At 70.1% G+C, this 23,013-nt stretch carries 24 protein-coding genes and 1 riboswitch; of the genes, 10 read left to right on the top strand and 14 right to left on the bottom strand.

The window, feature by feature from the left end; translation table 11 throughout:
* Positions 1-3 precede the first annotated feature (3 nt).
* From IEZ21_RS08405 to IEZ21_RS08395, 3 genes are all read right to left on the bottom strand, one after another.
* Entirely contained in the window at positions 4-369 is a 366-nt protein-coding gene (locus IEZ21_RS08405; protein WP_033327430.1) for an Rv2175c family DNA-binding protein, read from the bottom strand.
* A gap of 79 nt (positions 370-448) precedes the next feature.
* Entirely contained in the window at positions 449-1,678 is a 1,230-nt protein-coding gene (locus tag IEZ21_RS08400) for an NAD(P)/FAD-dependent oxidoreductase (protein WP_189321223.1), read from the bottom strand.
* Positions 1,679-1,764: 86 nt separating this feature from the next.
* Complete coding sequence (locus IEZ21_RS08395) at positions 1,765-2,112, bottom strand: avidin-fold protein (RefSeq protein ID WP_189321222.1); 348 nt, start codon at positions 2,110-2,112, stop codon at positions 1,765-1,767.
* Positions 2,113-2,164: 52 nt separating this feature from the next.
* Positions 2,165-2,278: riboswitch (TPP riboswitch) on the top strand.
* Between IEZ21_RS08395 and thiO the strand changes: the two genes are divergently transcribed.
* The 5 genes from thiO (at position 2,276) to IEZ21_RS08370 (ending at position 7,869) form a co-directional block, all read left to right on the top strand.
* Positions 2,276-3,463, top strand: a complete 1,188-nt coding sequence (thiO, locus tag IEZ21_RS08390; protein WP_189321221.1) for a glycine oxidase ThiO — start codon at positions 2,276-2,278, stop codon at positions 3,461-3,463. Its footprint overlaps the riboswitch before it by 3 nt.
* On the top strand, positions 3,460-3,660 hold the full coding sequence (gene thiS / locus IEZ21_RS08385) for a sulfur carrier protein ThiS (protein WP_189321220.1): 201 nt from the start codon (positions 3,460-3,462) through the stop codon (positions 3,658-3,660). Before thiO ends, thiS begins: the two co-directional genes overlap by 4 nt.
* Positions 3,661-3,663: 3 nt before the next feature.
* On the top strand, positions 3,664-4,458 hold the full coding sequence (locus tag IEZ21_RS08380) for a thiazole synthase (RefSeq protein WP_189321219.1): 795 nt from the start codon (positions 3,664-3,666) through the stop codon (positions 4,456-4,458).
* 537 nt (positions 4,459-4,995) lie between these two features.
* The gene (pknB, locus tag IEZ21_RS08375) at positions 4,996-6,933 is read left to right on the top strand and encodes a Stk1 family PASTA domain-containing Ser/Thr kinase (protein WP_189321218.1); all 1,938 of its coding nucleotides are present in this window, start codon (positions 4,996-4,998) and stop codon (positions 6,931-6,933) included.
* Between the two features lie 69 nt (positions 6,934-7,002).
* Positions 7,003-7,869 (top strand): deoxyribonuclease IV, encoded by an 867-nt coding sequence (locus IEZ21_RS08370; protein ID WP_189321217.1) that lies wholly within the window; start codon positions 7,003-7,005, stop codon positions 7,867-7,869.
* A gap of 25 nt (positions 7,870-7,894) precedes the next feature.
* Here the strand turns inward: IEZ21_RS08370 and IEZ21_RS08365 are convergent, their stop codons facing one another.
* On the bottom strand, positions 7,895-8,527 hold the full coding sequence (locus IEZ21_RS08365) for a sulfite oxidase-like oxidoreductase (protein ID WP_033327422.1): 633 nt from the start codon (positions 8,525-8,527) through the stop codon (positions 7,895-7,897).
* 154 nt (positions 8,528-8,681) lie between these two features.
* On the opposite strand from IEZ21_RS08365, the gene bfr reads away from it, so the two are divergent.
* Positions 8,682-9,161 (top strand): bacterioferritin, encoded by a 480-nt coding sequence (gene bfr / locus IEZ21_RS08360; RefSeq protein ID WP_033327421.1) that lies wholly within the window; start codon positions 8,682-8,684, stop codon positions 9,159-9,161.
* 28 nt (positions 9,162-9,189) lie between these two features.
* Here the strand turns inward: bfr and IEZ21_RS08355 are convergent, their stop codons facing one another.
* Together IEZ21_RS08355 and IEZ21_RS08350 are read right to left on the bottom strand one after the other, a co-directional pair.
* The gene (locus tag IEZ21_RS08355) at positions 9,190-9,429 is read right to left on the bottom strand and encodes a (2Fe-2S)-binding protein (RefSeq protein WP_078492286.1); all 240 of its coding nucleotides are present in this window, start codon (positions 9,427-9,429) and stop codon (positions 9,190-9,192) included.
* A 172-nt stretch (positions 9,430-9,601) separates the two neighbouring features.
* Positions 9,602-10,957 (bottom strand): class II 3-deoxy-7-phosphoheptulonate synthase, encoded by a 1,356-nt coding sequence (locus IEZ21_RS08350; RefSeq protein ID WP_033327418.1) that lies wholly within the window; start codon positions 10,955-10,957, stop codon positions 9,602-9,604.
* 188 nt (positions 10,958-11,145) lie between these two features.
* Here IEZ21_RS08350 and IEZ21_RS48760 point away from each other — a divergent pair, with 188 nt between their 5' ends.
* Positions 11,146-11,208, top strand: a complete 63-nt coding sequence (locus tag IEZ21_RS48760) for a trp operon leader peptide (RefSeq protein WP_152788727.1) — start codon at positions 11,146-11,148, stop codon at positions 11,206-11,208.
* A 108-nt stretch (positions 11,209-11,316) separates the two neighbouring features.
* Positions 11,317-13,254 carry an anthranilate synthase family protein gene (locus tag IEZ21_RS08340; RefSeq protein ID WP_189321216.1) on the top strand — a complete coding sequence of 646 codons (1,938 nt, stop codon included), beginning with the start codon at positions 11,317-11,319 and terminating at the stop codon, positions 13,252-13,254.
* Between the two features lie 25 nt (positions 13,255-13,279).
* Here the strand turns inward: IEZ21_RS08340 and IEZ21_RS08335 are convergent, their stop codons facing one another.
* The 4 genes from IEZ21_RS08335 to IEZ21_RS08320 all read right to left on the bottom strand — a co-directional run bounded on the left by IEZ21_RS08335 (position 13,280) and on the right by IEZ21_RS08320 (position 17,382).
* Positions 13,280-14,308: a 6-phosphofructokinase gene (locus tag IEZ21_RS08335; RefSeq protein WP_033327415.1), complete on the bottom strand. Its 1,029-nt coding sequence runs from the start codon at positions 14,306-14,308 to the stop codon at positions 13,280-13,282.
* Between the two features lie 190 nt (positions 14,309-14,498).
* Positions 14,499-15,176, bottom strand: coding sequence for a response regulator (locus IEZ21_RS08330; RefSeq protein WP_033327414.1), 678 nt, complete (start codon positions 15,174-15,176; stop codon positions 14,499-14,501).
* A gap of 152 nt (positions 15,177-15,328) precedes the next feature.
* Complete coding sequence (gene macS, locus IEZ21_RS08325; RefSeq protein WP_189321215.1) at positions 15,329-16,534, bottom strand: MacS family sensor histidine kinase; 1,206 nt, start codon at positions 16,532-16,534, stop codon at positions 15,329-15,331.
* 50 nt (positions 16,535-16,584) lie between these two features.
* Positions 16,585-17,382, bottom strand: a complete 798-nt coding sequence (locus IEZ21_RS08320) for a lysophospholipid acyltransferase family protein (protein WP_189321214.1) — start codon at positions 17,380-17,382, stop codon at positions 16,585-16,587.
* A 244-nt stretch (positions 17,383-17,626) separates the two neighbouring features.
* Here IEZ21_RS08320 and IEZ21_RS08315 point away from each other — a divergent pair, with 244 nt between their 5' ends.
* Complete coding sequence (locus IEZ21_RS08315; protein ID WP_189321213.1) at positions 17,627-18,463, top strand: alpha/beta hydrolase; 837 nt, start codon at positions 17,627-17,629, stop codon at positions 18,461-18,463.
* Positions 18,456-19,145, top strand: a complete 690-nt coding sequence (locus IEZ21_RS08310; RefSeq protein WP_189321212.1) for a hypothetical protein — start codon at positions 18,456-18,458, stop codon at positions 19,143-19,145. Before IEZ21_RS08315 ends, IEZ21_RS08310 begins: the two co-directional genes overlap by 8 nt.
* A 10-nt stretch (positions 19,146-19,155) precedes the next feature.
* Here the strand turns inward: IEZ21_RS08310 and IEZ21_RS08305 are convergent, their stop codons facing one another.
* From IEZ21_RS08305 to IEZ21_RS08290, 4 genes are all read right to left on the bottom strand, one after another.
* On the bottom strand, positions 19,156-19,905 hold the full coding sequence (locus tag IEZ21_RS08305) for an endonuclease/exonuclease/phosphatase family protein (protein WP_189321211.1): 750 nt from the start codon (positions 19,903-19,905) through the stop codon (positions 19,156-19,158).
* Positions 19,906-20,074: 169 nt separating this feature from the next.
* A complete protein-coding gene (locus tag IEZ21_RS08300; RefSeq protein ID WP_189321210.1) occupies positions 20,075-21,028 on the bottom strand; it encodes an ROK family glucokinase in 954 nt (317 codons plus the stop codon).
* A gap of 118 nt (positions 21,029-21,146) precedes the next feature.
* Positions 21,147-21,632 (bottom strand): DUF5304 domain-containing protein, encoded by a 486-nt coding sequence (locus IEZ21_RS08295; RefSeq protein WP_033327404.1) that lies wholly within the window; start codon positions 21,630-21,632, stop codon positions 21,147-21,149.
* A 122-nt stretch (positions 21,633-21,754) separates the two neighbouring features.
* Positions 21,755-22,924: an ArsA family ATPase gene (locus tag IEZ21_RS08290; RefSeq protein WP_189321209.1), complete on the bottom strand. Its 1,170-nt coding sequence runs from the start codon at positions 22,922-22,924 to the stop codon at positions 21,755-21,757.
* Between the last annotated feature and the right edge of the window lie 89 nt (positions 22,925-23,013).

Genomic DNA, 23,013 nt, shown 5'->3' with positions numbered 1-23,013 from the left:
AGGTCAGACGGCGAGCGCCTGGGCTCGGCGCTTCACCTCCGTACCGCGGTTTTCGCTGAGGGCCTGCGCGGGGGTGCCGGGCAGGCTCGGGTCGGGGGTGAAGAGCCACTCCAGCATCTCTTCGTCGGAGAAGCCGTCGTCCCTCAGGAGCGTCAGGGTGCCGGACAGGCCCTTGACGACCTTGTCCCCGTCGATGAAGGCGGCGGGGACGTGCAGCGCTCGGTTCTCACCACGGCGTACGGCGATGAGCTGGCCCTCCTTGACCAGCTGCCGCACACGGGTCACCTCGACGCCGAGCTGTTCGGCGATGTCGGGGAGGGTGAGCCAGGCGGGGACGAGAGCATCGATTTTTGCGTCAATCTCGGTCACGGGATCAAGCGTGCCATCCCGGACTGACAGTCGGAAGTCGTGGCCGCCCCGCCTGGGCCGTTCGCCGGACCCCGGCAACCTACGCAGTGGCCGATTTCAGGGGCCGGGACGGGTCCGACAGCAGGTCCGGATTCATCGGGGCGCCGGCCTCGATCAGCTTGCGTCCCTGCGCCAGGTCCCGGGGCCTTCCTACCGCGAGCACGGCGACCAGCCGGCTCTCCCGGAGCCAGCACACCGACCAGGCCGGGCCCGTCGGGTCGCCGCGCCAGATCGTGGCGTCCGCGCGCGCGTGGTGACCCGCGTACTGGACGAAGCGGCCGAACTGCTCGGACCAGAAGTACGGCACGGGGTCGTACGCGGCGGGCGTCTCACCGATGATGTTCGCCGCGACCGTACGGGGCCCCTGGAGGGCGTTGTCCCAGTGGTGGACCAGAAGACGCTCGCCATACCTTCGTGAAGGGAAGGAGGCGCAGTCGCCGACCGCGTACACGTCCGGGACAGAGGTACGCAGGTGGTCGTCCGCGACCACCTCGCGCTGGGCGCCGAGCTCGATTCCCGACCCGGTCAGCCAGGCGGTGGCGGGCCGCGCCCCGATGCCCACGACGACGGCCCCCGCGGGCAGCCGTGAGCCGTCGTCCAGCACCACCACGCCGGGTTCGATGCGCTCCACGCGCGCGTGGGTGCGCAACGAGGCGCCGCTGTCCGCATACCAGGCGGCCATGGGGGCGGCCACCTCGGCGGGCAGCGCTCCGGCGAGCGGCCGGCCGGCGGCCTCGACGACGGTCACCGCGCACCCGGCCTCCCGCGCCGCCGTGGCGAACTCGGCACCGATCCAGCCCGCGCCGACGACCACGATGTCGTGCTGGCGGGCGAGTACGGGCCGCAGCCGCTCGGCGTCGTCCAGGGTGCGCAGCAGATGCACGCCCGGTACGCCCTCCGCGCCCGGCAGCCGCATCGGTTCCGCGCCTGTGGCGACGACCAGGACGTCGTACGGAACGGGCCCCGTGGCCGTGTCGAGTTCGTGATCGAGGGGGCGTACGCCGGTCACCTCGAGTCCCAGGCGCAACTCGACGCCCAGCGCCTCGAAGTCGACGTCGAAGGCGGAGTCCTCGGCCTTGCCGAGCAGGACGGCCTTGGAGAGCGGCGGGCGGTCGTACGGCTGATGCGGCTCCGCGCCGATCAGCGTCACGGTGCCGGTGAAGCTCTGTTCCCGCAGGACGACCGCGGTCTGCACGCCGGCCATGCCCGCGCCGACGATCACGACACGTCGTCGCGCCGGCCGGCTCCGTTCCCGCGTCTGCTCGTCCACCGGATCACCATAGACACTGACGTTTTGTCAGTCAGCGGGTGCGATCAGTGACGTGTTGCACAACCATCGATCGTCCCGCACCGCCGTCAGCGGTCGTCGGCGAGCTGCTCCACCACGCTCGTCCCGCTGCCCGCCTGCGACTCCCACTCCCAGGTCTCCTCCAGGCGCAGCCGCCCGTCGGCCAGCTCGACCACCCGGGACACACAGTGCCCCGAGGAGGTGCTCCCGTCCCGCTTCAGCTGCACGTACCGGAAGTCGAGGCGGTCACCCTCACGCGTACCCACGAGGTGGCCGCGTACGACGTCGCCGCCCGAGTACTCGGCCCAGATCTCCCCGTCCTTCTCGTGGTACGTGAAGCGGGTGCGCGTGCCCACCTGGCCTGGGGCCTGGTCCTCGACCGGGGCTAGGACGAGACCATTGAGCGAGCGGGCCATGCCGTACGGCTCCCTTACTGAGGTGTGACACGAAGAGTTAGGGTGGCCAACGTAGAGCACTCGCGGGAGTCCGGACGCACCGGGCTGAGAGGGAGGCTGGGACGGCCTCCGACCGTACGAACCTGATCCGGGTCATGCCGGCGAAGGGAGGGGCTGGACGCCCATGTCGCGTACATCAATCGCATCGCACGCGTCGTCAAGCACATCCGACGTCCTGGTCGTCGGGGGCGGAGTCATCGGCCTGGTGACCGCCTGGCGGGCCGCACAACGCGGATTCGCCACCGCACTCGTGGACCCCGAACCCGGCGGCGGAGCGGCCCAGGTGGCCGCCGGGATGCTGGCCCCCGTCACCGAACTCCACTACGGCGAGCAGACCCTGCTCGGCCTGAACCTGGCCTCCGCCCGGCGCTACCCGGAGTTCGCCACCGAGCTCACCGAGGCGACGGGCGTGGACCTCGGCTACCGCCGGTGCGGCGCGCTCGCCGTCGCGCTGGACGCCGACGACCGCGCCCATCTGCGCGAACTGCACGCCCTGCAAGCCCGGTCGGGCCTGGAGTCGGAGTGGCTGAGCGGGCGCGAGTGCCGGCGCCTGGAGCCGATGCTCGCGCCGGGCGTGCGCGGGGGGCTCAGAGTCGACGGCGATCACCAGATCGATCCGCGGCGGCTCGCCAAGGCGCTGGTCACGGCGTGCGAGCGGGCCGGGGTGGTCTTCCACCGGGTCTGGGCGGAGCGGCTCAGCGTCGCAGGTGACCGGGCCGCCGGAGTCGTCACCACCGAGGGCACCGAACTGACCGCGGACCGGGTCGTCCTCGCCGCGGGCAGCCTCAGCGGGCGGCTCGCGGGCGTTCCCGACGCCGTGCTGCCGCCCGTACGGCCGGTGAAGGGCCAGGTGCTGCGGCTGACCGTGCCGAAGCGGTACGCGCCGTTCCTTAGCCGCACCGTGCGTGCCGTCGTCCGGGGCAGCCATGTGTACCTGGTGCCACGCGAGAACGGCGAACTGGTCGTCGGCGCGACCAGCGAGGAACAGGGCTGGGACACGACGGTGACCGCGGGCGGCGTGTACGAACTGCTGCGCGACGCCCACGAACTGATCCCCGGCATCACCGAACTCCCGCTCACCGAGACCCGCGCGGGACTGCGCCCCGGCTCCCCCGACAACGCGCCCCTGCTCGGCCCGACGGAACTGGACGGCCTGCTCCTGGCCACCGGTCACTACCGCAACGGCGTCCTGCTCACCCCCGTCACGGGCGACGCCATGGCTCACCTGCTGACCACCGGCGAACTCCCGGAGGAGGCCCGCCCGTTCACGCCCAAGCGCTTCAGTACGGCCCGCACGGAGCAGCCCGTATGAACGTCTTCGTCAACGGTGAGCGACAGGAGATCGCCGCCGGCACCGCCCTCGACACGCTGGTCGCCACCCTCACCGCGGCGCCCTCCGGGGTCGCCGCCGCGCTCAACGAAACCGTCGTCCCGCGCGCGCAGTGGCCGAACACATCCCTCTCCGAGGGAGACCGCGTCGAGGTCCTCACCGCCGTCCAAGGAGGCTGACCCATGGCCGACGACCCGTTCCTCATCGGCGGTACGTCCCTCACGTCCCGCCTCATCATGGGCACCGGCGGCGCGCCCAGCCTCGACGTGCTGGAGCGCTCGCTCGTCGCGTCCGGCACGGAGCTGACGACGGTCGCGATGCGGCGCGTAAACGCTTCCGTGCACGGTTCGGTGCTCTCCGTGCTCGACCGGCTCGGCATCCGTGTCCTGCCGAACACGGCCGGCTGCTACACCGCCGGGGAGGCCGTCCTGACGGCCCGGCTCGCTCGCGAAGCACTTGGTACCTCGCTGGTGAAGCTGGAGGTCATCGCCGACGAGCGCACGCTGCTGCCCGATCCGATCGAGCTGCTCGACGCGGCCGAGACCCTCGTCGACGACGGCTTCACAGTCCTGCCGTACACGAACGACGACCCTGTACTCGCACGAAAGCTGGAGGACGTGGGCTGCGCCGCGATCATGCCGCTCGGGTCGCCCATCGGGTCCGGGCTCGGGATCCGAAACCCGCACAACTTCCAGCTGATCGTCGAGCACGCGCGCGTGCCGGTCATTTTGGACGCGGGGGCCGGTACGGCGTCCGATGCCGCCCTTGCCATGGAGCTGGGGTGCGCCGGTGTGATGCTCGCGTCTGCCGTGACTCGGGCGCAGGAGCCGGTGCTGATGGCTGAGGCCATGAAGCACGCGGTGGAGGCGGGGCGGTTGGCTCGCCTTGCCGGCCGCATCCCTCGCCGCCACTTCGCCTCGCCGTCGTCTTCTGGGGAGGGTTTGGCTCGGCTGGATCCGGAGAGGCCGGCCTTCTGAGTTGCGGTGGGTGGGGGAGGGTTTTCTTTCCCCAGGCCCGCCCCTTCCCGAAACTGGGGGCTGCGCCCCCGGGCCCCCGCCAGGGGGTGGGGGGTGACACTGCGTGTCGCGGCTGCGGGTGCGTCGTGGCTGGTCGCGCAGTTCCCCGCGCCCCTGAAAAGCAAAAGCCTGCGGCTGCCCGCGCCCCGGACAAGCCCGGGCCTCGGGAAAGCCCGCACCCCCGACGACCCGCAGCCTCCCTCCGGCGGGAGGGGGCGTGGGCCGGTGCGTCGTATGCCCGTCGCGTAGGTTCGGTCTCGGAGAACCCGCACCGTGTACCAGGCCAGGGTCGTATGCCCGGCCTGCGACGGGCTGACGCACCGGCCCACGGCCCCGCACCCACCACCCACCCAGGGGCGCGGGGAACTGCGCGACCAGCCACACTCAACCCGCACCCGCCCAACCGCGATATGGAATACGTCACAGCTCCGCTTCAGGACCGCCCCGATCTCAACCGATCCCGCAGCGTTGACAGTGTCGGCTCGTACACTCACCTGCGTGGATACGACCCTTCAGGACCCGTTGGTCGGGCAGGTGCTCGACGGCCGCTACCGCATCGACGCACGGATCGCGGTCGGCGGGATGGCCACGGTCTACAGGGCCGTGGACACCCGCCTGGACCGCGTGCTCGCGCTCAAGGTGATGCATCCCACGCTGGCCGCCGACGCCACGTTCGTCGACAGGTTCATCCGCGAGGCCAAGTCGGTGGCCCGCCTTGCGCACCCCAATGTGGTGCAGATTTTCGACCAGGGGACCGACGGGCCGTACGTCTACCTCGCCATGGAGTACATCGCCGGGTGCACTCTGAGGGACGTACTGCGCGAACGCGGCGCCCTGCAGCCGCGGGCGGCGCTGGACATCCTGGAGCCGGTGCTCGCCGCGCTCGGCGCCGCGCACCGCGCCGGGTTCGTGCACCGTGACATGAAGCCGGAGAACGTCCTGATAGGGGACGACGGCCGGGTCAAGGTGGCGGATTTCGGCCTCGTACGGGCCGTGGACACGGTCACCAACACGACAGGGTCCGTGCTCGGCACGGTGTCGTATCTGGCCCCGGAGCAGATAGAACACGGCACGGCCGATCCGCGGGTCGACGTGTACGCCTGCGGAATCGTCCTCTACGAAATGCTGACCGGCGACCGGCCGCACCTCGCGGACTCGCCCGCGGCGGTGCTCTACAAGCACCTCCACGAGGACGTACCGCCGCCGTCGGCGGAGGTGCCGGGCCTGCCCTACGAGCTCGACGAACTGGTCGCGTCGGCGACCGCGCGCACTCCGGACGTACGTCCGTACGACGCGGTGGCGCTGCTCGCACAGGCCCGGAACGCGCGCAGCGGGCTGACCGCCGAGCAGCTGGACGCGGTACCACCGCAGGCGGTCAACGAGGGCCATGACATCGGCGAGGACCGTACGAGCGTGATCCCGCGCTCGCTGTCCGTGCCACGGCCGCTCCCCGTGAACGAGGACGACGGCGATCGCGGGCCGCACCACACGAGCATCCTTCAGACCCCGCCCCCCGACCCTCCCTCGCGCCGCCGTACCCGCACCCCGCGCCCCCGGCGCGGCATGCTCGCGATCGTCGCCGCCGTACTGCTGGTCCTCGGCCTCGGCGCGGGTGTCTGGTACATCAACTCCGGCCAGTTCACCAAGGTCCCGCCGCTGCTCGCGATGAGCGAGGCGAAGGCCAAGGACCGGCTCGAGAGCGCCGGGCTCGATGTGGGGCCGGTCGAGCGCGAGTACAGCGACACCGTCGAGCGCGGCACGGTCATCAGCAGCGATCCCGAGGCGGGCGCCCGGATCCGTGACAACGACCCGGTGTCGCTGACGATCTCCAGGGGCCCGGAGACCGTACGGGTGCCGAATGTGAAGGGCTACGCGCTGGACGAGGCCAGGGCGCGGCTGAAGGACAAGGGCCTGAAAGCGGGCATGATCACCAGGGACTTCAGTGAGGAGATCCCCTTCGGCTACGTGATCAGCACGGATCCGGATGCGGGCACCACGCGCCGCGCGGACTCCGCCATCGCGCTCATCATCAGCAAGGGCAGCCCGGTGGACGTACCGGACGTCACGGGCGACGAACTCGCCGACGCACGGCAGGAGCTCCAGGACGCGGGCCTGAAGGTCGAGATCGCCCCCGAGCAGATCAACTCCGAGTTCGACGCGGGCCAGGTCGCCCAGCAGTCGCCGGCCGCCGACCGGCAGCTGGGCGAGGGCGACACCGTCACCCTGACGATCTCCAAGGGCCCGGAGCAGATCGAGGTCCCGGATGTGGTGGGCGACAAGGTCGACGACGCCAAGCGGGAGCTGCAGGCCGCCGGCTTCAAGGTCAACGAGGACCGGGGCTTCCTCGGGCTCTTCGGGGACACGGTCAAGAGCCAGTCGGTGACCGGTGGCGACACGGCACCGGAGGGCTCAGAGATCACCATCGAGATCGAGTGACGACAGATCGGCAGAGGCCGGGCGGCATCCGCCGACGGGGCGCGCAGGACGCCGTGACACCCTGGAAGGGTGAGCACTCAGCAGTCCCGCAACCCCGTCGGCAGCCATGTCCCCGTGGCCGGTGGCCTCGCCTCCGTAGGCTTGTCGTACGCGCGTGATCTGGCCGCCGAGACCGTCCAGGTCTTCGTCGCCAACCCGCGCGGCTGGGCGACCCCGCAGGGGAATCCACGGCAGGACGAGGAGTTCCGCGCGGCCTGCGCCGCGGGGTCGATCCCGGCGTACGTGCACGCGCCCTATCTGATCAACCTGGGCTCACACACCGAGGCGACTGTGGTGCGATCCGTGGAGTCGTTGCGGCACTCGCTGCGGCGGGGGCGTGCGATCGGGGCGCGGGGAGTCGTCGTACACACCGGTTCGGCGACCGGTGGGCGGACGCGGGCGGTCGCGCTGAAGCAGGTACGCGAGCATCTGCTGCCGCTGCTCGACGAGCTGACCCACGACGACCCGGACCTGCTGATCGAGTCGACCGCGGGCCAGGGCGCTTCCCTCTGCTCCCGGACCTGGGACTTCGGCCCGTACTTCGAGGCACTCGACGCCCACCCGAAGCTCGGCGTCTGCCTGGACACCTGCCACATCTTCGCGGCGGGCCACGACCTCACCGGCCCCGCCGGAACGCACCAGACCCTCGACCTGCTGGTGGACACGATCGGCGAGGGCCGGCTGAAACTGATCCACGCCAACGACTCCCAGGACGTCGTCGGCGCCCACAAGGACCGCCACGCCAACATCGGCGCCGGCCACATCGGCGAGGACCCCTTCCGCGCCCTGATGACCCACCCCGCCACCGAGAACGTGCCCCTGATCATCGAGACGCCCGGCGGCAAGGAGGGCCACGCGGCAGATGTGGAGCGGCTGAAGAAGCTGCGGGACGGCTGAGGACCTGAGGACGACCGGCCAGGGCTCAGAGCTCGGGGCCGTCCCCCGGTTCCTCCTGATACGAGTAGCGCTGTTCGCGCCAGGGGTCGCCGATGTTGTGGTAGCCGCGTTCCTCCCAGAAGCCGCGGCGGTCGGCGGTCATGTACTCGATGCCGCGGACCCACTTGGGGCCCTTCCAGGCGTACAGATGAGGCACCACCAGGCGCAGCGGGAAGCCGTGTTCCGCGGTGAGGAGTTCGCCGTCCTTGTGGGTGGCGAAGATCGTGCGCTCGGAGGCGAAGTCGGTGAGGCGGAGATTCGAGCTGAAGCCGTACTCCGCCCAGACCATCACATGCGTGACGCCGGCCGCGGGCGGGGCGATCTCCAGGAGCGTACGGGCCGGGATGCCGCCCCATTCGGCCCCGAGCATGCTGAACTTTGTCACGCAGTGCAGATCGGCCATGACCGTGGTATACGGCAGGGCCGAGAACTCCTCGTGGTTCCAGCAGTGCTTTTCTCCGTCGGCGGTGGCGCCGAAGACCCTGAACTCCCAGCGCTCGGGCCGGAACTTGGGAACGGGCCCGTAGTGCGTAACCGGCCAGCCGCGCTGCAGTCGCTGCCCCGGCGGAAGCTCCGACTGCGCCGCTCCTCCAGATTCACGCTCCACCGGCTGACCCATGTCTCCATCCTGACAGACCGGAGTCGGTGCAGATGACCAGGCCTGTCCCGATTCGGGCATCTGCTACTAAGCCTGCACTTACTGGACGGCCTCTGATGCCGGTGGAATTATGCGGCGCATTCCGCCAGTCCCCCGCGTGGAAGGAGCCTCTGCAATGCAGGGCGACCCCGAGGTCATCGAATTCCTCAACGAGCAGTTGACCGCCGAACTGACCGCGATCAACCAGTACTTCCTGCACGCGAAGATGCAGGAGAACTTCGGCTGGACAAAGCTCGCGAAATACACCCGGGCCGAATCGTTCGACGAGATGAAGCACGCGGAGGTGCTCACCGACCGAATCCTTTTCCTGGAGGGCCTGCCGAACTACCAGCGGCTCTTCCACGTCCGGGTCGGACAGACGGTCACCGAGATGTTCAAGGCGGACCGGCAGGTCGAGGTCGAGGCGATCGACCGCCTCAGGCGCGGTATCGAGGTGATGCGGAACAAGGGCGACATCACGTCCGCGAACATCTTCGAGTCGATCCTCGCGGACGAGGAGCACCACATCGACTATCTGGACACCCAGCTGGAACTGGTGGAGAAACTCGGCGAGGCGCTCTACATCGCCCAGCTCATCGAGCAGCCGGACAGCTGAGCGGCTGCACCCCTACGCAGCTTCATGCCTAAGCGGCTTCGTCCAGCTCCGAGACTCCGGAGAGAGCGGGCTGCGCCTGGTCGGCCACCTCGGTGCGGCACGCGCCCCGGCCCAGCAGTGCCTGAATGCGCCGTACACAGGAACCGCAGTCCGTGCCCGCCTTGCAGGCGGACGCGATCTGGCGTGGCGTGCAGGCACCGGCTTCCGCGTGCTTCCTCACCTGCGCCTCGGTGACACCGAAGCAGTTGCAGACGTACACGCGGTTCACCACCCGACGGGAGAGAAGCGGGACGGACAGGTAGCGCCATCCCGACTTATCAGCAGATTTATCGGTGAGGCAAACCTAACCTTACCCGTCGGGCGTCCGTCTTAAAAGTGGGATGGGGCGCGGATCGTATGTGATCCGCGCCCCATCGCATGTCTTGTGCAACGACGAACCACTACTGGTCGCGGTACATCTCCGCCACCAGGAAGGCCAGATCCAGGGACTGGCTGCGGTTCAGACGCGGGTCGCAGGCCGTCTCGTAGCGCTGGTGCAGATCGTCGACGAAGATCTCGTCGCCACCGCCCACGCACTCGGTGACATCGTCACCGGTGAGTTCGACGTGGATGCCGCCCGGGTGCGTGCCGAGCTCCTTGTGGACCTCGAAGAAGCCCTTGACCTCGTCGAGTACGTCGTCGAAGCGGCGGGTCTTGTGGCCGGAGGCCGCCTCGTAGGTGTTGCCGTGCATCGGGTCGGTGATCCAGGCGACGGTCGCGCCCGAGGCGGTGACCTTCTCGACCAGCTCGGGCAGCTTGTCGCGGACCTTGTCGGCGCCCATGCGGACGATGAAGGTCAGCCGGCCCGGCTCGCGGTCCGGGTCGAGGCGCTCGATGTACTGCAGCGCGTCCTCGGCCGTCGTCGTCGGGCCCAGCTTGATCCCGATCGGGTTGCGGATCTTCGAGGCGAACTCGATGTGCGCGCCGTCCATCTGTCGGGTGCGCTCACCGATCCACACCATGTGCGCGGAGACGTCGTACAGGTGGCCCGTACGGGAATCGACCCTGGTCAGCGCCGACTCGTAGTCGAGCAGCAACGCCTCGTGCGAGGAGTAGAACTCGACGGTCTTGAACTCCTCCGGGTCGGCCCCGCAGGCGTGCATGAAGTTCAGCGCCTGGTCGATCTCGCGCGCCAGCTGCTCGTAGCGCTGCCCGGAGGGGGACGACTTCACGAAGTCCTGGTTCCAGGCGTGCACCTGACGCAGGTCGGCGTAGCCGCCGGTGGTGAAGGCGCGCACCAGGTTCAGCGTGGAGGCGGAGGCGTTGTACATCCGCTTCAGGCGCTCGGGGTCCGGGATGCGGGCGGCCTCGGTGAACTCGAAGCCGTTGACGGAGTCACCGCGGTAGGTCGGCAGGGTCACGCCGTCGCGGGTCTCGGTCGGCTTGGAGCGCGGCTTGGAGTACTGGCCGGCGATACGGCCCACCTTCACGACCGGCACGGAGGCCGCGTATGTGAGGACGGCGCCCATCTGGAGAAGCGTCTTCAGCTTGGCCCGGATGTGCTCGGCGCCGACGGCGTCGAAGCTCTCCGCGCAGTCGCCGCCCTGAAGGAGGAACGCCTCGCCCTTGGCGACGGCTCCCATCCGAGCGCGCAACTGGTCGCACTCGCCCGCGAAGACGAGGGGCGGATAGCTCGCCAGCTCGGCGATCACTTCGCGCAGGGCCTCGGCATCGGGGTAGTCGGGCTGCTGCGCCGCGGGCAGGTCTCGCCAGGTCGCTTGGGCGGCGACGGCTCGGGTATCAGCGTTCACGGTCACCCCGTAAACATTACGGGGTCGTGTCGACTGATTTTCGTCCCGCTCGACTGATGAGACGGATGAGCGACGGATGAGACGGATGAGCGACGGATGAGACGGATGAGCGACGGATGAGACGGATGAGCGACGGATGAGACGGAGCGGAGTACGCCCGCGACCGGCCCTCGGCATGGGATAAGGTGCCGCACATGTTCGCGCACTCGACCCAGAACCAGAACTGGTGGTGGACCGCTCACCCGGCGGCCCACTGACTGCGCGTACGCAAGACTTCGCGAAGGCCGCCCGAGGGGCGGCCTTCAGTGTTTTCACGACCAGGGCCGTTCCTCCCGATCACCGACGATCACGATGAAGAGGAACCCATGGACCTGGCCCGGCTCCTGCACGACGACCGCCCGTTCGCGCTGCTGCGTCGCCGTACCCCCGGACACGACCACGACACCGTAGAAGTCCTGCTCGGCCCGGTCGCCACGTACGACCGTCTCGCCGACATTCCCGACGAGGGCCTGGCCCTCATCCCCTTCCGCCAGATCCGCGAGCGCGGCTTCGACGTCCGCGACGACGGTACGCCGCTCACGGTGCTGACCCCCGAGGAGGCGTACGAACTCCCCCTGGACCAGGCCCTGTCGCAGCTGCCCGCACACGACGTGAAGGTGACGGGCGGCGGCTTCGACGTCGATGACGAGGAGTACGCGGAGATCGTCGGGCGCGTGCTGCGCGAGGAGATCGGGCGGGGCGAGGGCGCGAACTTCGTCATCCGGCGTACGTACGAGGGCGAGATCCCCGGCTTCGGCAGGGCGGACGCGCTCGCACTGTTCCGGCGGCTGCTCGTCGGGGAGCGGGGCGCGTACTGGACCTTCGTCGTGCATACGGGAACGCGGACGCTCGTCGGGGCAAGTCCCGAGGTGCACGTCCGCATGTCAGGTGGAAGGGGCGATCGCGAAGCGCTCTCGGTTGAGGGCGGTGGTGGGAGACGGGCGGGCGGGACCGTCGTGATGAACCCGATCAGCGGGACGTATCGCTATCCGGCCGAAGGGCCGACCCCCGAGGACCTGCTGGACTTCCTCGGCGACGGCAAGGAGATCGAGGAGCTCTCGATGGTCGTCGACGAGGAGCTCAAGATGATGTGCACGGTCGGTGACATGGGCGGGGTCGTCATCGGGCCGCGGCTGAAGGAGATGGCCCATCTCGCGCACACGGAATACGAGTTGAGGGGGCGGTCGTCGCTCGATGTGCGCGACGTCCTGCGCGAGACCATGTTCGCGGCGACCGTCACCGGGTCGCCGGTGCAGAACGCCTGCCGGGTGATCGAGCGGCACGAGGTGGGGGGCCGCGGGTACTACGCCGGGGCGCTGGCGCTCGTCGGTCGTGACTCCGGCGGTGCCCAGACCCTCGACTCCCCCATCCTGATCCGTACCGCGGACATCGACGCGGGGGGACGGCTGCGGGTGCCGGTCGGCGCCACGCTCGTACGCGGCTCCGATCCGGCGAGCGAGGTCGCCGAGACACATGCGAAGGCTGCGGGGGTGCTGGCCGCGCTGGGGGTACGTCCGGGAAGGCGGCCCGAGGAGCGCGTACGGCCGGGGCTGGCCGAGGACCCGCGGGTGCGGGCCGCGCTCGACGAGCGGCGGTCCTCGCTCGCGCCGTTCTGGCTGCGGATGCAGGAGCGTTCGGCCGAGTTGGAGGGCCATGCGCTGGTCGTCGACGGGGAGGACACCTTCACGGCGATGCTCGCGCATCTGCTGCGTTCGTCGGGTCTTGAGGTGTCCGTGCGGCGGTACGACGAGCCGGGACTGCGGGAGGCGGTTCTGGCGCACGAGGGGCCGCTGATCCTGGGCCCCGGTCCGGGTGATCCCTCGGACACGGCCGATCCCAAGATGGCGTTCCTGCGCGGGCTCACCGCCGAAGTGCTCGGCAGTCACCCGCACGGCGTGCTCGGTGTCTGTCTCGGGCATGAGCTGATCGCGGCGGAGCTGGGCCTGGAGATCGTACGGAAGGAAGTCCCGTACCAGGGCGCGCAGACGGAGATCGAGCTCTTCGGGCGGACGGAGACCGTCGGCTTCTACAACAGCTTCGTGGCGCACTGCGACGACGAGCGTGCAGCGGAGCTGGCGGCGCATGGCATCGAGGTCAGCCGGAGTGAGACCGGGGAGGTGCACGGCCTGCGCGGGCCTGGGTTTGCCGGCGTGCAGTTCCACCCGGAGTCGGTGCTGAGCCTCAACGGCACCGCTGTCGTACGGGAGTTGATCGGTCAGTTGCGGGGCACCGGCCCAGTCTCCGAGCGGCGCCCCGCCGTGTAGGTCGCATACGTGTGGTGGAGCGGCCTCAGCCGAAGAACACGCCGACCTCGTTGTACAGCTTCGGGTCCACCGTCTTCAGCTGGGCCGTGGCCTGAGCGATCGGGACGCGCACGATGTCGGTGCCGCGCAGGGCGACCATCTTGCCGAAGTCGCCCTCGCGGACCGCGTCGATGGCGTGCAGCCCGAAGCGGGTGGCGAGCCAGCGGTCGAAGGCGCTGGGGGTGCCGCCGCGCTGGACGTGGCCGAGGACCGTCGTACGGGCCTCCTTGCCGGTGCGCCTCTCGATCTCCTTGGCGAGCCATTCGCCGACGCCGGAGAGCCGGACGTGCCCGAACTCGTCCAGCGAACCGTCCTTGAGCACCATGTCGCCGTCCTTGGGCTTCGCTCCCTCGGAGACGACGACGATCGGGGCGTACGAGGCCTTGAAGCGGGAGGTGACCCAGGCGCAGACCTGGTCGACGTCGAAGGGCTGCTCGGGGATGAGGATGACGTTGGCGCCGCCGGCCAGTCCGGAGTGGATGGCGATCCAGCCCGCGTGCCGACCCATGACCTCGACGACGAGGACGCGCATGTGCGACTCGGCGGTGGTGTGGAGGCGGTCGATGGCCTCCGTGGCGATGTTGACGGCCGTGTCGAAGCCGAAGGTGTAGTCGGTGGCCGAGAGGTCGTTGTCGATGGTCTTGGGTACGCCGACGCAGGGGACGCCGTGGTCGTCGGAGAGGGTGGCGGCGACGCCGAGGGTGTCCTCTCCGCCGATCGCGATCAGCGCGTCGACCTCGCTCTTGGCGAGGTTCTCCTTGATCCGGCGGATGCCGTTGTCCACCTTGAGGGGGTTGGTGCGCGAGGAGCCGAGGATGGTGCCGCCGCGGGGCAGGATGCCGCGTACGGCGGGAATGTCGAGCTGGATGCTGTCGCCTTCCAGCGGACCGCGCCAGCCGTCCCGGAAGCCGGTGAAGTCGTAGCCGTACTCCTGCACGCCCTTGCGGACGATGCCCCGGATGACGGCGTTGAGTCCGGGGCAGTCGCCGCCTCCGGTCAGTACTCCGACCCGCATGGAAATGTCCCTTCGCCAGCGGTTGCCTGATGAAGGTCACGCTAATAGTGATCCAGGTCACTTAGGCATGGTCCGGAGGGTCAATTCCGGTGAATTGCGCGGAGATTGATCAACGAAGTTCACTCGAAGGGGTCTGCTCGTCGGTGTCCAAAGGTTGTCCACTCGTCAGGTTGTCCACTCGTCAGGTTGTCTACTCGTCGTCCAGGCCGCGCTCTATCGCGTAGCGGACGAGTTCCACGCGGTTGTGCAGTTGGAGCTTGCCCAGGGTGTTCTGGACGTGGTTCTGGACGGTGCGGTGGGAGATGACGAGGCGTTCGGCGATCTGCTTGTAGCTCAGGCCCTTGGCCACCAGGCGCAGGACCTCGGTCTCGCGGTCGGTGAGCTGTGGGGCCTTGGGCTGGTCGGCGCCCGGGGCGGGAGCGGGCTCGGAGGCGAGTCTGCGGTACTCGCCGAGGACCAGGCCCGCGAGGCCGGGCGTGAAGACGGGGTCGCCCACGGCCGTGCGGCGCACCGCGTCGATCAGTTCCTCCGTGGAGGCCGACTTCAGCAGGTAGCCGGTGGCTCCCGACTTGACCGCCTCCAGGACGTCGGCGTGTTCGCCGCTCGCGGAGAGGACCAGGACGCGCAGGGCCGGGTTGGCTCCGACGAGTTCCTTGCAGACCTGGACGCCGGGCTTGGCGGGGAGGTTCAGGTCGAGTACGAGCACGTCGGGGCCGGCGGCCTGGGCGCGGCGCACCGCCTGGTCGCCGTCGCTCGCCGTGGCGATCACGTCGAAGCCGGCCTCGGCCAGGTCCCGGGCGACGGCGTCCCGCCACATGGGGTGGTCGTCCACGACCATGACCTTGATCGGGTTCTGTTGCTCTCTCATCGTTGCTCCGCCTTCGCCGTTTGTTTTTCCCCAGCCCCGCCCCTTCCCGGAACGGGGGGCTTCGCCCCCAGACCCCCATGGGTCGTATTTCGGCTGCCGGACCGTTGGGGCTGGTCGCGCAGTTCCCCGCGCCCCTATGGGGCGTCTCATGCTCAGGTCGCCTTCTTCGGCGCCCGCAGTTCTACCTCTGTGCCCTGGCCCGGTATTGAGATCACCTCAGCCGTGCCGCCGATGTCTCGCAGGCGACCGCGGATCGAGAGGGCCACGCCCATGCGGCCCTCGCCCTCGGCCTGGGCCAGGCGGCCCTCGGGGATGCCGGGGCCGTCGTCTCGTACGGTGACGATCACCGCGTCCGGTTCGTCCTCGACGAGGATCCAGGCACGGGCGTTCTCGCCCGCGTGGCGGTGGACGTTGTCCAGGGCGGCGCCGACGGCGGCGGCCAGTTCCTTCGCCGCGGACGGGGCGAGGAGGACGGGGGCGCCGGGCTCGGAGAAGGTGATCTTCGCAGTGGCGTACGGGGTCAGCAGTGCGCGGAGGTCGGAGGGGTCGTCCTCGCCTGCCTCGTCGTCGGGTTCGTCCACCGCGCGCACCAGGGCTCCCTGCGCCGCGTCCTCCGAGACGCGGGAGGCCGGCAGCCCGCCCGAGACCAGCGTGCGCAACGCCACCTCCTGCTCGCCCGCCATGCGGCCCAGTTCCGCCGCCTCGCCGCCGAGCGCGGAGCCGCGTCGCTGCACCATCGCGAGGACCTGGAGGACGCTGTCGTGGATGTCGCGGGCCAGCCGCTCACGCTCCCGCGTCGCGGCCTCGATCTCCAGGGCCCGCGCGAGGGTGCGCTCGGAGGCGCGGGCGACCTCGACGACGTACCCGATGGCGATGGAGGCGACCCAGACGAGCAGTACGTTGTGGAGCGTGTCCTGGCTGAGCGTCCCGCGCTGGACGACGTTCGCGATGCCGACGAGCGTCGAGGCGAAGGCCGCCCAGCGCCAGCCGCCCTTGACCGCGAACGCCAGGACGGAGCCCGCGGTCCATATCGACGGCAGCGTCGGGCCACCGGCCACGATCCGGTCGTGGGAGTGCGCGACCGGTGTGAGCAGGATGCCGGTGAGCGCCACGGTCAGGTCGGCGGCCAGGAACCGCTTGGTGCAGCTCGCCTCGTTGGCCACCTTGGGCAGCGTCACCAGCGTCCACACGAAGAGTACGGAGAAGAAGGCGATGGCCACTTCGGGCCGGACGAACTCGTCGTACGCGGAGACGAAGAGCCCGATCGCGTAACACATCGTCAGTACGCGGTATGCCGAGAGCGCACGCCACAGCGGCTGCTCGACCGACATCCTCATGACTCTCTCGCGCTTGGCCATGTCCCCCGCCCCCACCTTTGACGATCACCCCACCCCCCAGACGGACGCTCCTAGGGGTCGGATCGTTCCTTCCCGGCCGCCTTCTCCGCTTCCCGTTCGGCCGCTTCCCGTTCGGACGCCTTCTCGGCTTCCTTACGCGCCTGCTCGGCCTGCTTCTGCGCCTGTTTCTCCGTCTTCGCCGCCTCCGCGAGCTGCCGTTTGGCGGCGGTCGCGTAGATGTCGACGTACTCCTGGCCGGAGAGCCTCATGATTTCGTACATGACCTCGTCGGTCAGGGCCCGCAGCACGAACCGGTCGTGCTCCATGCCCTGGTACCGGCTGAAGTCCAGCGGCTTGCCGATGCGGATGCCCGGGCGCATCAGCTTCGGCATGACCTTGCCGGGGGGCTGGATCTTCTCGGTGTCGATCATGGCGACCGGGATGACAGGGGCACCGCTGGCGAGCGCCACGCGCGCGAGGCCGCCGGGCTTGCCCCGGTAGAGGCGGCCGTCGGGCGAGCGCGTGCCCTCGGGATAGAGGCCGAACAGCTCGCCGCGCTCGAGCACGTCGAGGCCGCTCCTGATGGCCGCCTCGCCCGCACCGCGTGCTCCGGAACGGTCCACCGGAAGCTGGCCGACGCCCTTGAAGAAGGCGGCGGTCAGGCGCCCCTTGATGCCGGGCGTCGTGAAGTACTCGGCCTTCGCGATGAAGGTGACCTTGCGGTCGAGGACAGCGGGCAGGAAGAAGGAGTCGGAGAACGACAGGTGGTTGCTCGCCAGGATCGCGGGCCCCTCGGCCGGAACGTGCTCGAGGCCTTCCACCCAGGGCCTGAAAGCGAGCTTCAGGGGCCCTCCGATGGAAAACTTCATGGCGCCGTAGATCACCCGAGTGCCTCCTGTGTCCGTGCGTCAGACCCTAACCCGGCGCACTGTCAAAGGGCCCGACGGCCCTGGTCGGTGTCAGTGCCGTCGCGTACGGTGAAGTACACCTCGAAGTCCCGGGGTGATCGTTTTGTCGCCTTCGTCGGATGAACGCCCCTTTGAGCAACACCCCTTTGCACGTCCTTTATGTACGTCCCTTTGTACGCCCCTTCAGACGAACAGGAGACCGAAGGTGCCGGTCCTTCCTGGAGCCGAGCCGTACCGCCACGAGGGCGGAGAGGTCGGCGTCCTCCTCTGCCACGGCTTCACGGGTTCCCCGCAGTCGCTGCGCCCCTGGGCGGAGTATCTCGCCGAGCGCGGTCTGACCGTCTCGCTGCCCCTGCTGCCCGGGCACGGCACACGCTGGGAGGACATGCAGCTCACCGGCTGGCAGGACTGGTACGCGGAGGTGGACCGGGAGCTGCGCGCCCTGCGTGAGCGCTGCTCCCGGGTCTTCGTCTGCGGCCTCTCCATGGGCGGCGCGCTGGCCCTGCGGCTGGCCGCGAAGCACGGGGACGCGGTGAGCGGCATCGTCGTCGTCAACCCGGCGAACAAGGTGCACGGTCTGTCCGCGTACGCCCTTCCGCTGGCCCGCCACGTCGTCCGTACGACGAAGGGAATCGCCAGCGACATCGCCAAGGAGGGCAGCGTCGAGATCGGCTACGACAAGGTTCCGCTGCACGCGGCGCACTCGCTGCGGAACTTCTTCCGGCTGGTCGACGGTGAGTTGCCGCAGGTCACGCAGCCTCTGCTGCTCCTGCACAGCGTCCAGGACCATGTGGTGCCGCCTGCCGACTCGGCGCGCGTGCTGAGCCGGGTGTCCTCGACGGACGTACAGGAGATCGTGCTGGAACAGAGCTACCACGTCGCGACGTTGGACCACGACGCGGACCGTATTTTCGAGGAGAGCTTCGCCTTCGTCGAGCGGCTGGCGCCGGAAACCGGCAAGCAGCCCGACACGGTTCGGCTGGACCAGTCAGGTCAGGCAGGTCAGGTGGGTCAGCAGGAAGGGACGGCCACTGGTGGCTGAGCACGACGCGGACCGCGAGCCCGAGGAGAAGGACGCACCGCCCGGCGAGGAGCAGGGCCCGTCGTTCGACGAGGCCGCGGCCTGGGCTGCGATCGTCGCCGGGTACGGCGAGGAACCGCCGGACCCGCCCGGCGCCAAGCCCTTCAAGTCGGTCGAGGACCTGGCACTCCTGGAGTCCGAGACGAACGGCGCGAGCGAGGCGAACACAGCCGACCCCGAGCGACCCGGGGACATCATGGAGAAGCCCAGGAACTCCGAGGTGTCCGAGGGCTCCGACGGCGAAGAGGGTGACAGGGCGGCCGGCAAGAAGACGGACGACAAACCCGCCGCCGAGAAGCCGCTCGGCAGCTCCGTAGCCTTCCCGCCCGGCGTCGGGGGGCCCCGCGACTACCAGGCGCCAGAGCCGTCCGAGGAGGACTTCGAAGAGGACGACGAGGGCCACTTCGTACCGCCCGAGCCGCCCCCGCTGCCCGCCGCGGACGCCACGGCCAAGTTCGCCTGGCTCGCCGTGCTCGGCGGCCCGCTCCTGCTCATGCTCGCCGTTCTGCTCGGCTGGCACATGACGTGGTGGCTGACCACGCTCGGCATCGGCGGCTTCGTCGGCGGCTTCGGCACGCTGGTCCTGCGAATGCGCTCGGACGACGAGGACGACGACGATCCGGGGCGCGGCGCGGTGGTGTGACGCCGCGCGTCTAAGAGGCGGGAACTCTGAGGGCGGCCAGTACGGGCAGATGGTCCGTGGCCGCCCTCAAGTCCGTTTCCGTGACGCCCGGTTGCCCCAAGGGCACGCCGCAGCCCAGGACTTCGATGCCCTCGGTGGCGAAGAGGGCATCGATCCGCTGATGCGGCTCGGTGGGCGTGGAGGTGTACTCGCCGCCCCAGGGGGCGACCGTCCAGCAGTCCTGGAGCTCGGTGGCAAGGCGCTTGAACGTACGTCCGCCCGGGCGTTCGTTCAGGTCGCCGCCCACGATCGTGTGCGGCGTCCCGAGCGCGGCCAACTGGTCGAGCAGCATGCCGCCCTGCTCGTACCGTTCGTCCTTCTGCAGCGAGAGATGACAGCTCAGCACGCCGAGCCGCGCACGCCCGAACCGTACGACCGCGGTGGCGAAGCCTCGCCGGTGAAGGCCGGGTGTGAGCGGCAGGAGTACGTCCTCGGTACGCTCCACCGTCGCCCGGAGCGAGGAGAGCAGGGCGGGGCCGGATGCGGTGGCCCCGCCGGAGAGGATCACCTGGCCCGACGCGGCGGCGAGGCGGGCCAGTTTCTTGCGCCAGCGGAAGAAGCGGGGGGCTTCTTGTACGAGTACGAGGTCGGGCGCGCAGGCGCGGATGACCCGGGCGAGCGCCTCGGTGTCGTCGCGCATCGAGCGGATGTTGTAGCTGAGGACTCGGATGACTGCCGAACCGTCCGGCTCGGTACGGGAGGTTGGGAGCGGCGTTGCCATGCGGTCAATTTACGTAGGGACCGCGGGTTGGGGCGCTTAATAGCTCGGGGCGCGGGGGTTGTAGGCGACTGACGGTTGTCTGTGGCTTGTCGCGCCCACGCGGCAGAGCCGCATATAGACACAGCCCCGCGCCCCTTCGATGTGCGCCCCGGAGGCGCAAAGGACACCGTTACATGATCGGGTCCGGCTCCCTCGCCAGGTCCGCCGCGCCCACCAAGCCCGCCTTGTTGCCGAGTTGGGCGGCGATGACGTCTGCTACTGGGCGCCAGTTCCCGCCGACCAGCCAGCGCTTGTAGGACTTGCGGATCGGGTCGAGGACCAGCTCCCCCTCGTCCGAGAGGCCGCCTCCCACGATGAAGGCGGAGGGGTCGAAGAGGGAGGCGAGGTCCGCCAGGCCCGCGCCTGCCCAGCGGGCGAGTTCGCGGTACGAGTCCACGGCGACCGGGTCGCCCTGTCTCGCCGCCATCGAGATGTGCTTGCCCTCGATCCCCTCGGGGGTTCCGTCGCCCAGCGAGAGGAGGATCTCCGCGTTCTCGGGGGTGGCGTTGGCCCGCTGCTTCGCGTACCGGACAAGGGCGCGCCCGGAGGCGTACTGCTCCCAGCAGCCCTGGCTGCCGCAGCCGCAGAGGAGGCCGTCCGGCACAACCCGGATATGGCCGAACTCGGCGGCGACGCCGAAGTGGCCGCGACGGAGCTTGTTGCCGATGATGATGCCGCCGCCCAGGCCGGTGCCGAGCGTGATGCAGATGACGTTGCGGTGGCCCTTGCCCCCGCCGAACTTGTACTCGCCCCAGGCGGCCGCGTTGGCGTCGTTCTCCACGACGACCGGCAGGCCCACCCGGCGCTCGACCTCGTCCTTCAGCGGCTCCTGCCGCCAGTCGATGTTCGGCGCGAAATAGACCGTGGAACGCTGCCGGTTGACGTACCCTGCGGCGCCGATGCCCACGCCGACGATCTCGTGTCCGGCACGGGCGCCCTCGACGGCGGAGGCTATGGCGTCCACGATGGCCTCGGGCGTGCCCGGAGTCGGCACCTTGTGGGTCGAGAGGATGTTGCCTTCCTCGTCGACCACACCGGCCGCGATCTTCGTGCCGCCGATGTCGACGCCGATGGTGAGTCCCATGAATCCCTCAGTTTCGGTCGAGCCCCGCTACGGCCAACCTTATCCGAGGGCCTGTCGTCGGCTTCCCGTCGTCCGCCCAGCGGGCAGGCGGGAAGCCGAGGCAGGGCCTCAGGGGCCTTCAGTCCAGGTCGATGTGTTCCCCGGGACCGGAGTCCTCGTCGGGCCGGTTCTGGGGCCGGTCCTGGGTCCAGCGGCGCTCCTGCGACTCGACGGCGGAGCGGTACGCGGCGAGCAGCTCGTTACCGGCCGCGGCCAGGTGGTCGAAGAGCTCGGGGTTGCGCTCGATCACGGGCTCGACGGCGGCCTTGGCCTGCTGCACGACCTGGTTCACCACCTGCTGGGCGGCACCGCCGGCCACGGCACCGAGCAGCGGCGACTGCAGTCCGGACAGCCGGTCGGCGACGGTGTCGAAGAGCTTGCGCAGCTCCTCGCCGGCCGAGCCCGGGGGCGGGCCGTACTGGGTGCGGCGACGGGCCTTCTCGGCGGCCAGATCCTCCGCGCAGGCCGTCGCCCAGGCGTCGGCGTCGGTCGCTCGCACCTCGTTGCCGTGCGCCTTCTCGAGCGCGTCCTCCGCGGCGTCGGACGTGGGGCGCTCATCGCTCATGGCGGACTCCAAGCATTGGCTCTGTGTCTCTTGACGTTACCCGAACGGGGATGCGCCGTTCACCGTCTGCGGCGGCACAGAATCCCGTACGGACAGGGTCTCGGCCAACGTACCGAAGACCGTCACCTTTCCTGCGGCCACAGCTCCGGGTCCGGTGCGAAACGGATGCGCAGCTCACCGTCGCGCAGGGCGGCGCCTTGCACGGTGCAGCGGCGGAGGGCCGACGGGAGCGGGACGATGCGGTGGAACGGGCCGACGGTGACGACGAGTTCGTCGCCGCGCCGGATGAGGTCGAGGTCGTCCCGTATCGCACCGGGGAGCGGGATGTGCCAGACGATCACACCGTCGGTGGCGAGTTGGTCGGTCATCGGCCACTCGACCGGGCGCGGGGCCTGACCCGCGCCCGGCACGGTCAGCGCGGTGAGGTCGTCGGTGCCGCGCGGATCGCGGCCGAGGTGTGACACCTCACACACCTCGTACGTGCCCCGCCACTCGTCCAACGCCTTGCGCTGCTGGGCGGCGAGGCCCGCCAGCCAGGTGTCGGGGGACGCGTCGGGCAGGACGCGGTTCGCGACCAGGGCGTCGGCGCGCAGTCCGCGCAGGGCGAGGCCGGTGGTGGCGGTGCGTAGGGCGTCGGTGCCGGCCGGGCCGGGTTCGGCGACCAGGCGTACGGTCGTCGTCCGGTCTGCCAACACCGCCGCTACGGCGGCGAGTTCGAGGTCCCAGCGGGCGGCCGTCTCGTACAGCCTGTCCGTGGGCATCGGGACGCCGGCGAGACGGCCGAGTACGGGGCGCAGGGCGCGCGCCGCCTGGCGCTCCGCGGGGAGCAGGCGGCTCAGGTAGCGGCGCAGTTGCTCCGGGAGCGCGAGGAGGGCGAGCGCCTGGGGGGTGGGGGGCAGGTCGACGATCAGGAGTTCGTACGTGTCTGCCGTCGCCGCGTCGCGCAGGGCGCGCAGGAGGGCGAGTTCCTCGGCGCCGGGGAGGGGGGTGAGCTCCTCCGCTTCCAGGCGGGTGGCGCCCAGCAGATCCAGGGCGGAGGCGGCCCGTTCCTGGAAGGCGAGGAGGTCGTCGCGGAAGTCCTCGCCGGAGTCGGGGCGCCAGGTTGTCAGGTGCGGTTCCGCGTCCGCGGGGGTTGGGCCGGTGGGTTTGCCCAGGGCGGCGCCGGGGGTGTCTGTGCGGTCTGCGCTCAGGAGCAGGGTTCTTTTGCCCTGGCGGGCGGCTTGGAGCGCCGTGGCCGCGGCGATTGTGGTGCGGCCGGAGCCGCCGGGGCCGGTGATCAGGACTGTGCGCATGCGCTCCGCTCGGGGTTGCTTGGTGTGCGGGCTTGCTTGGGACGGCACCCGGTGCTGGTGTGCTGTGCCCACCCTCCCCCACTCTCGGC

Origin of the sequence: Streptomyces flaveus (assembly GCF_014647675.1) — a bacterium.
Lineage (GTDB): Bacteria > Actinomycetota > Actinomycetes > Streptomycetales > Streptomycetaceae > Streptomyces > Streptomyces flaveus.
The sequence above is the reverse complement of the archived record's forward strand: the minus strand, read 5'-3'. Positions and strand labels throughout refer to the sequence as shown.

Bases quoted from the DNA above. Each gene is read 5' to 3' on its own strand.
- IEZ21_RS08300 (WP_189321210.1), bottom strand. From the start codon at position 21,028: ATGGGACTCACCATCGGCGTCGACATCGGCGGCACGAAGATCGCGGCC.
- thiO (WP_189321221.1), top strand. From the start codon at position 2,276: ATGTCGCGTACATCAATCGCATCGCACGCGTCGTCAAGCACATCCGAC.
- IEZ21_RS08295 (WP_033327404.1), bottom strand. From the start codon at position 21,632: ATGAGCGATGAGCGCCCCACGTCCGACGCCGCGGAGGACGCGCTCGAG.
- IEZ21_RS08290 (WP_189321209.1), bottom strand. From the start codon at position 22,924: ATGCGCACAGTCCTGATCACCGGCCCCGGCGGCTCCGGCCGCACCACA.
- thiS (WP_189321220.1), top strand. From the start codon at position 3,460: ATGAACGTCTTCGTCAACGGTGAGCGACAGGAGATCGCCGCCGGCACC.
- bfr (WP_033327421.1), top strand. From the start codon at position 8,682: ATGCAGGGCGACCCCGAGGTCATCGAATTCCTCAACGAGCAGTTGACC.
- IEZ21_RS08365 (WP_033327422.1), bottom strand. From the start codon at position 8,527: ATGGGTCAGCCGGTGGAGCGTGAATCTGGAGGAGCGGCGCAGTCGGAG.
- IEZ21_RS08395 (WP_189321222.1), bottom strand. From the start codon at position 2,112: ATGGCCCGCTCGCTCAATGGTCTCGTCCTAGCCCCGGTCGAGGACCAG.
- IEZ21_RS08380 (WP_189321219.1), top strand. From the start codon at position 3,664: ATGGCCGACGACCCGTTCCTCATCGGCGGTACGTCCCTCACGTCCCGC.
- IEZ21_RS08340 (WP_189321216.1), top strand. From the start codon at position 11,317: ATGGACCTGGCCCGGCTCCTGCACGACGACCGCCCGTTCGCGCTGCTG.
- IEZ21_RS08320 (WP_189321214.1), bottom strand. From the start codon at position 17,382: ATGAAGTTTTCCATCGGAGGGCCCCTGAAGCTCGCTTTCAGGCCCTGG.
- macS (WP_189321215.1), bottom strand. From the start codon at position 16,534: ATGGCCAAGCGCGAGAGAGTCATGAGGATGTCGGTCGAGCAGCCGCTG.
- IEZ21_RS08335 (WP_033327415.1), bottom strand. From the start codon at position 14,308: ATGCGGGTCGGAGTACTGACCGGAGGCGGCGACTGCCCCGGACTCAAC.
- IEZ21_RS08330 (WP_033327414.1), bottom strand. From the start codon at position 15,176: ATGAGAGAGCAACAGAACCCGATCAAGGTCATGGTCGTGGACGACCAC.
- IEZ21_RS08305 (WP_189321211.1), bottom strand. From the start codon at position 19,905: ATGGCAACGCCGCTCCCAACCTCCCGTACCGAGCCGGACGGTTCGGCA.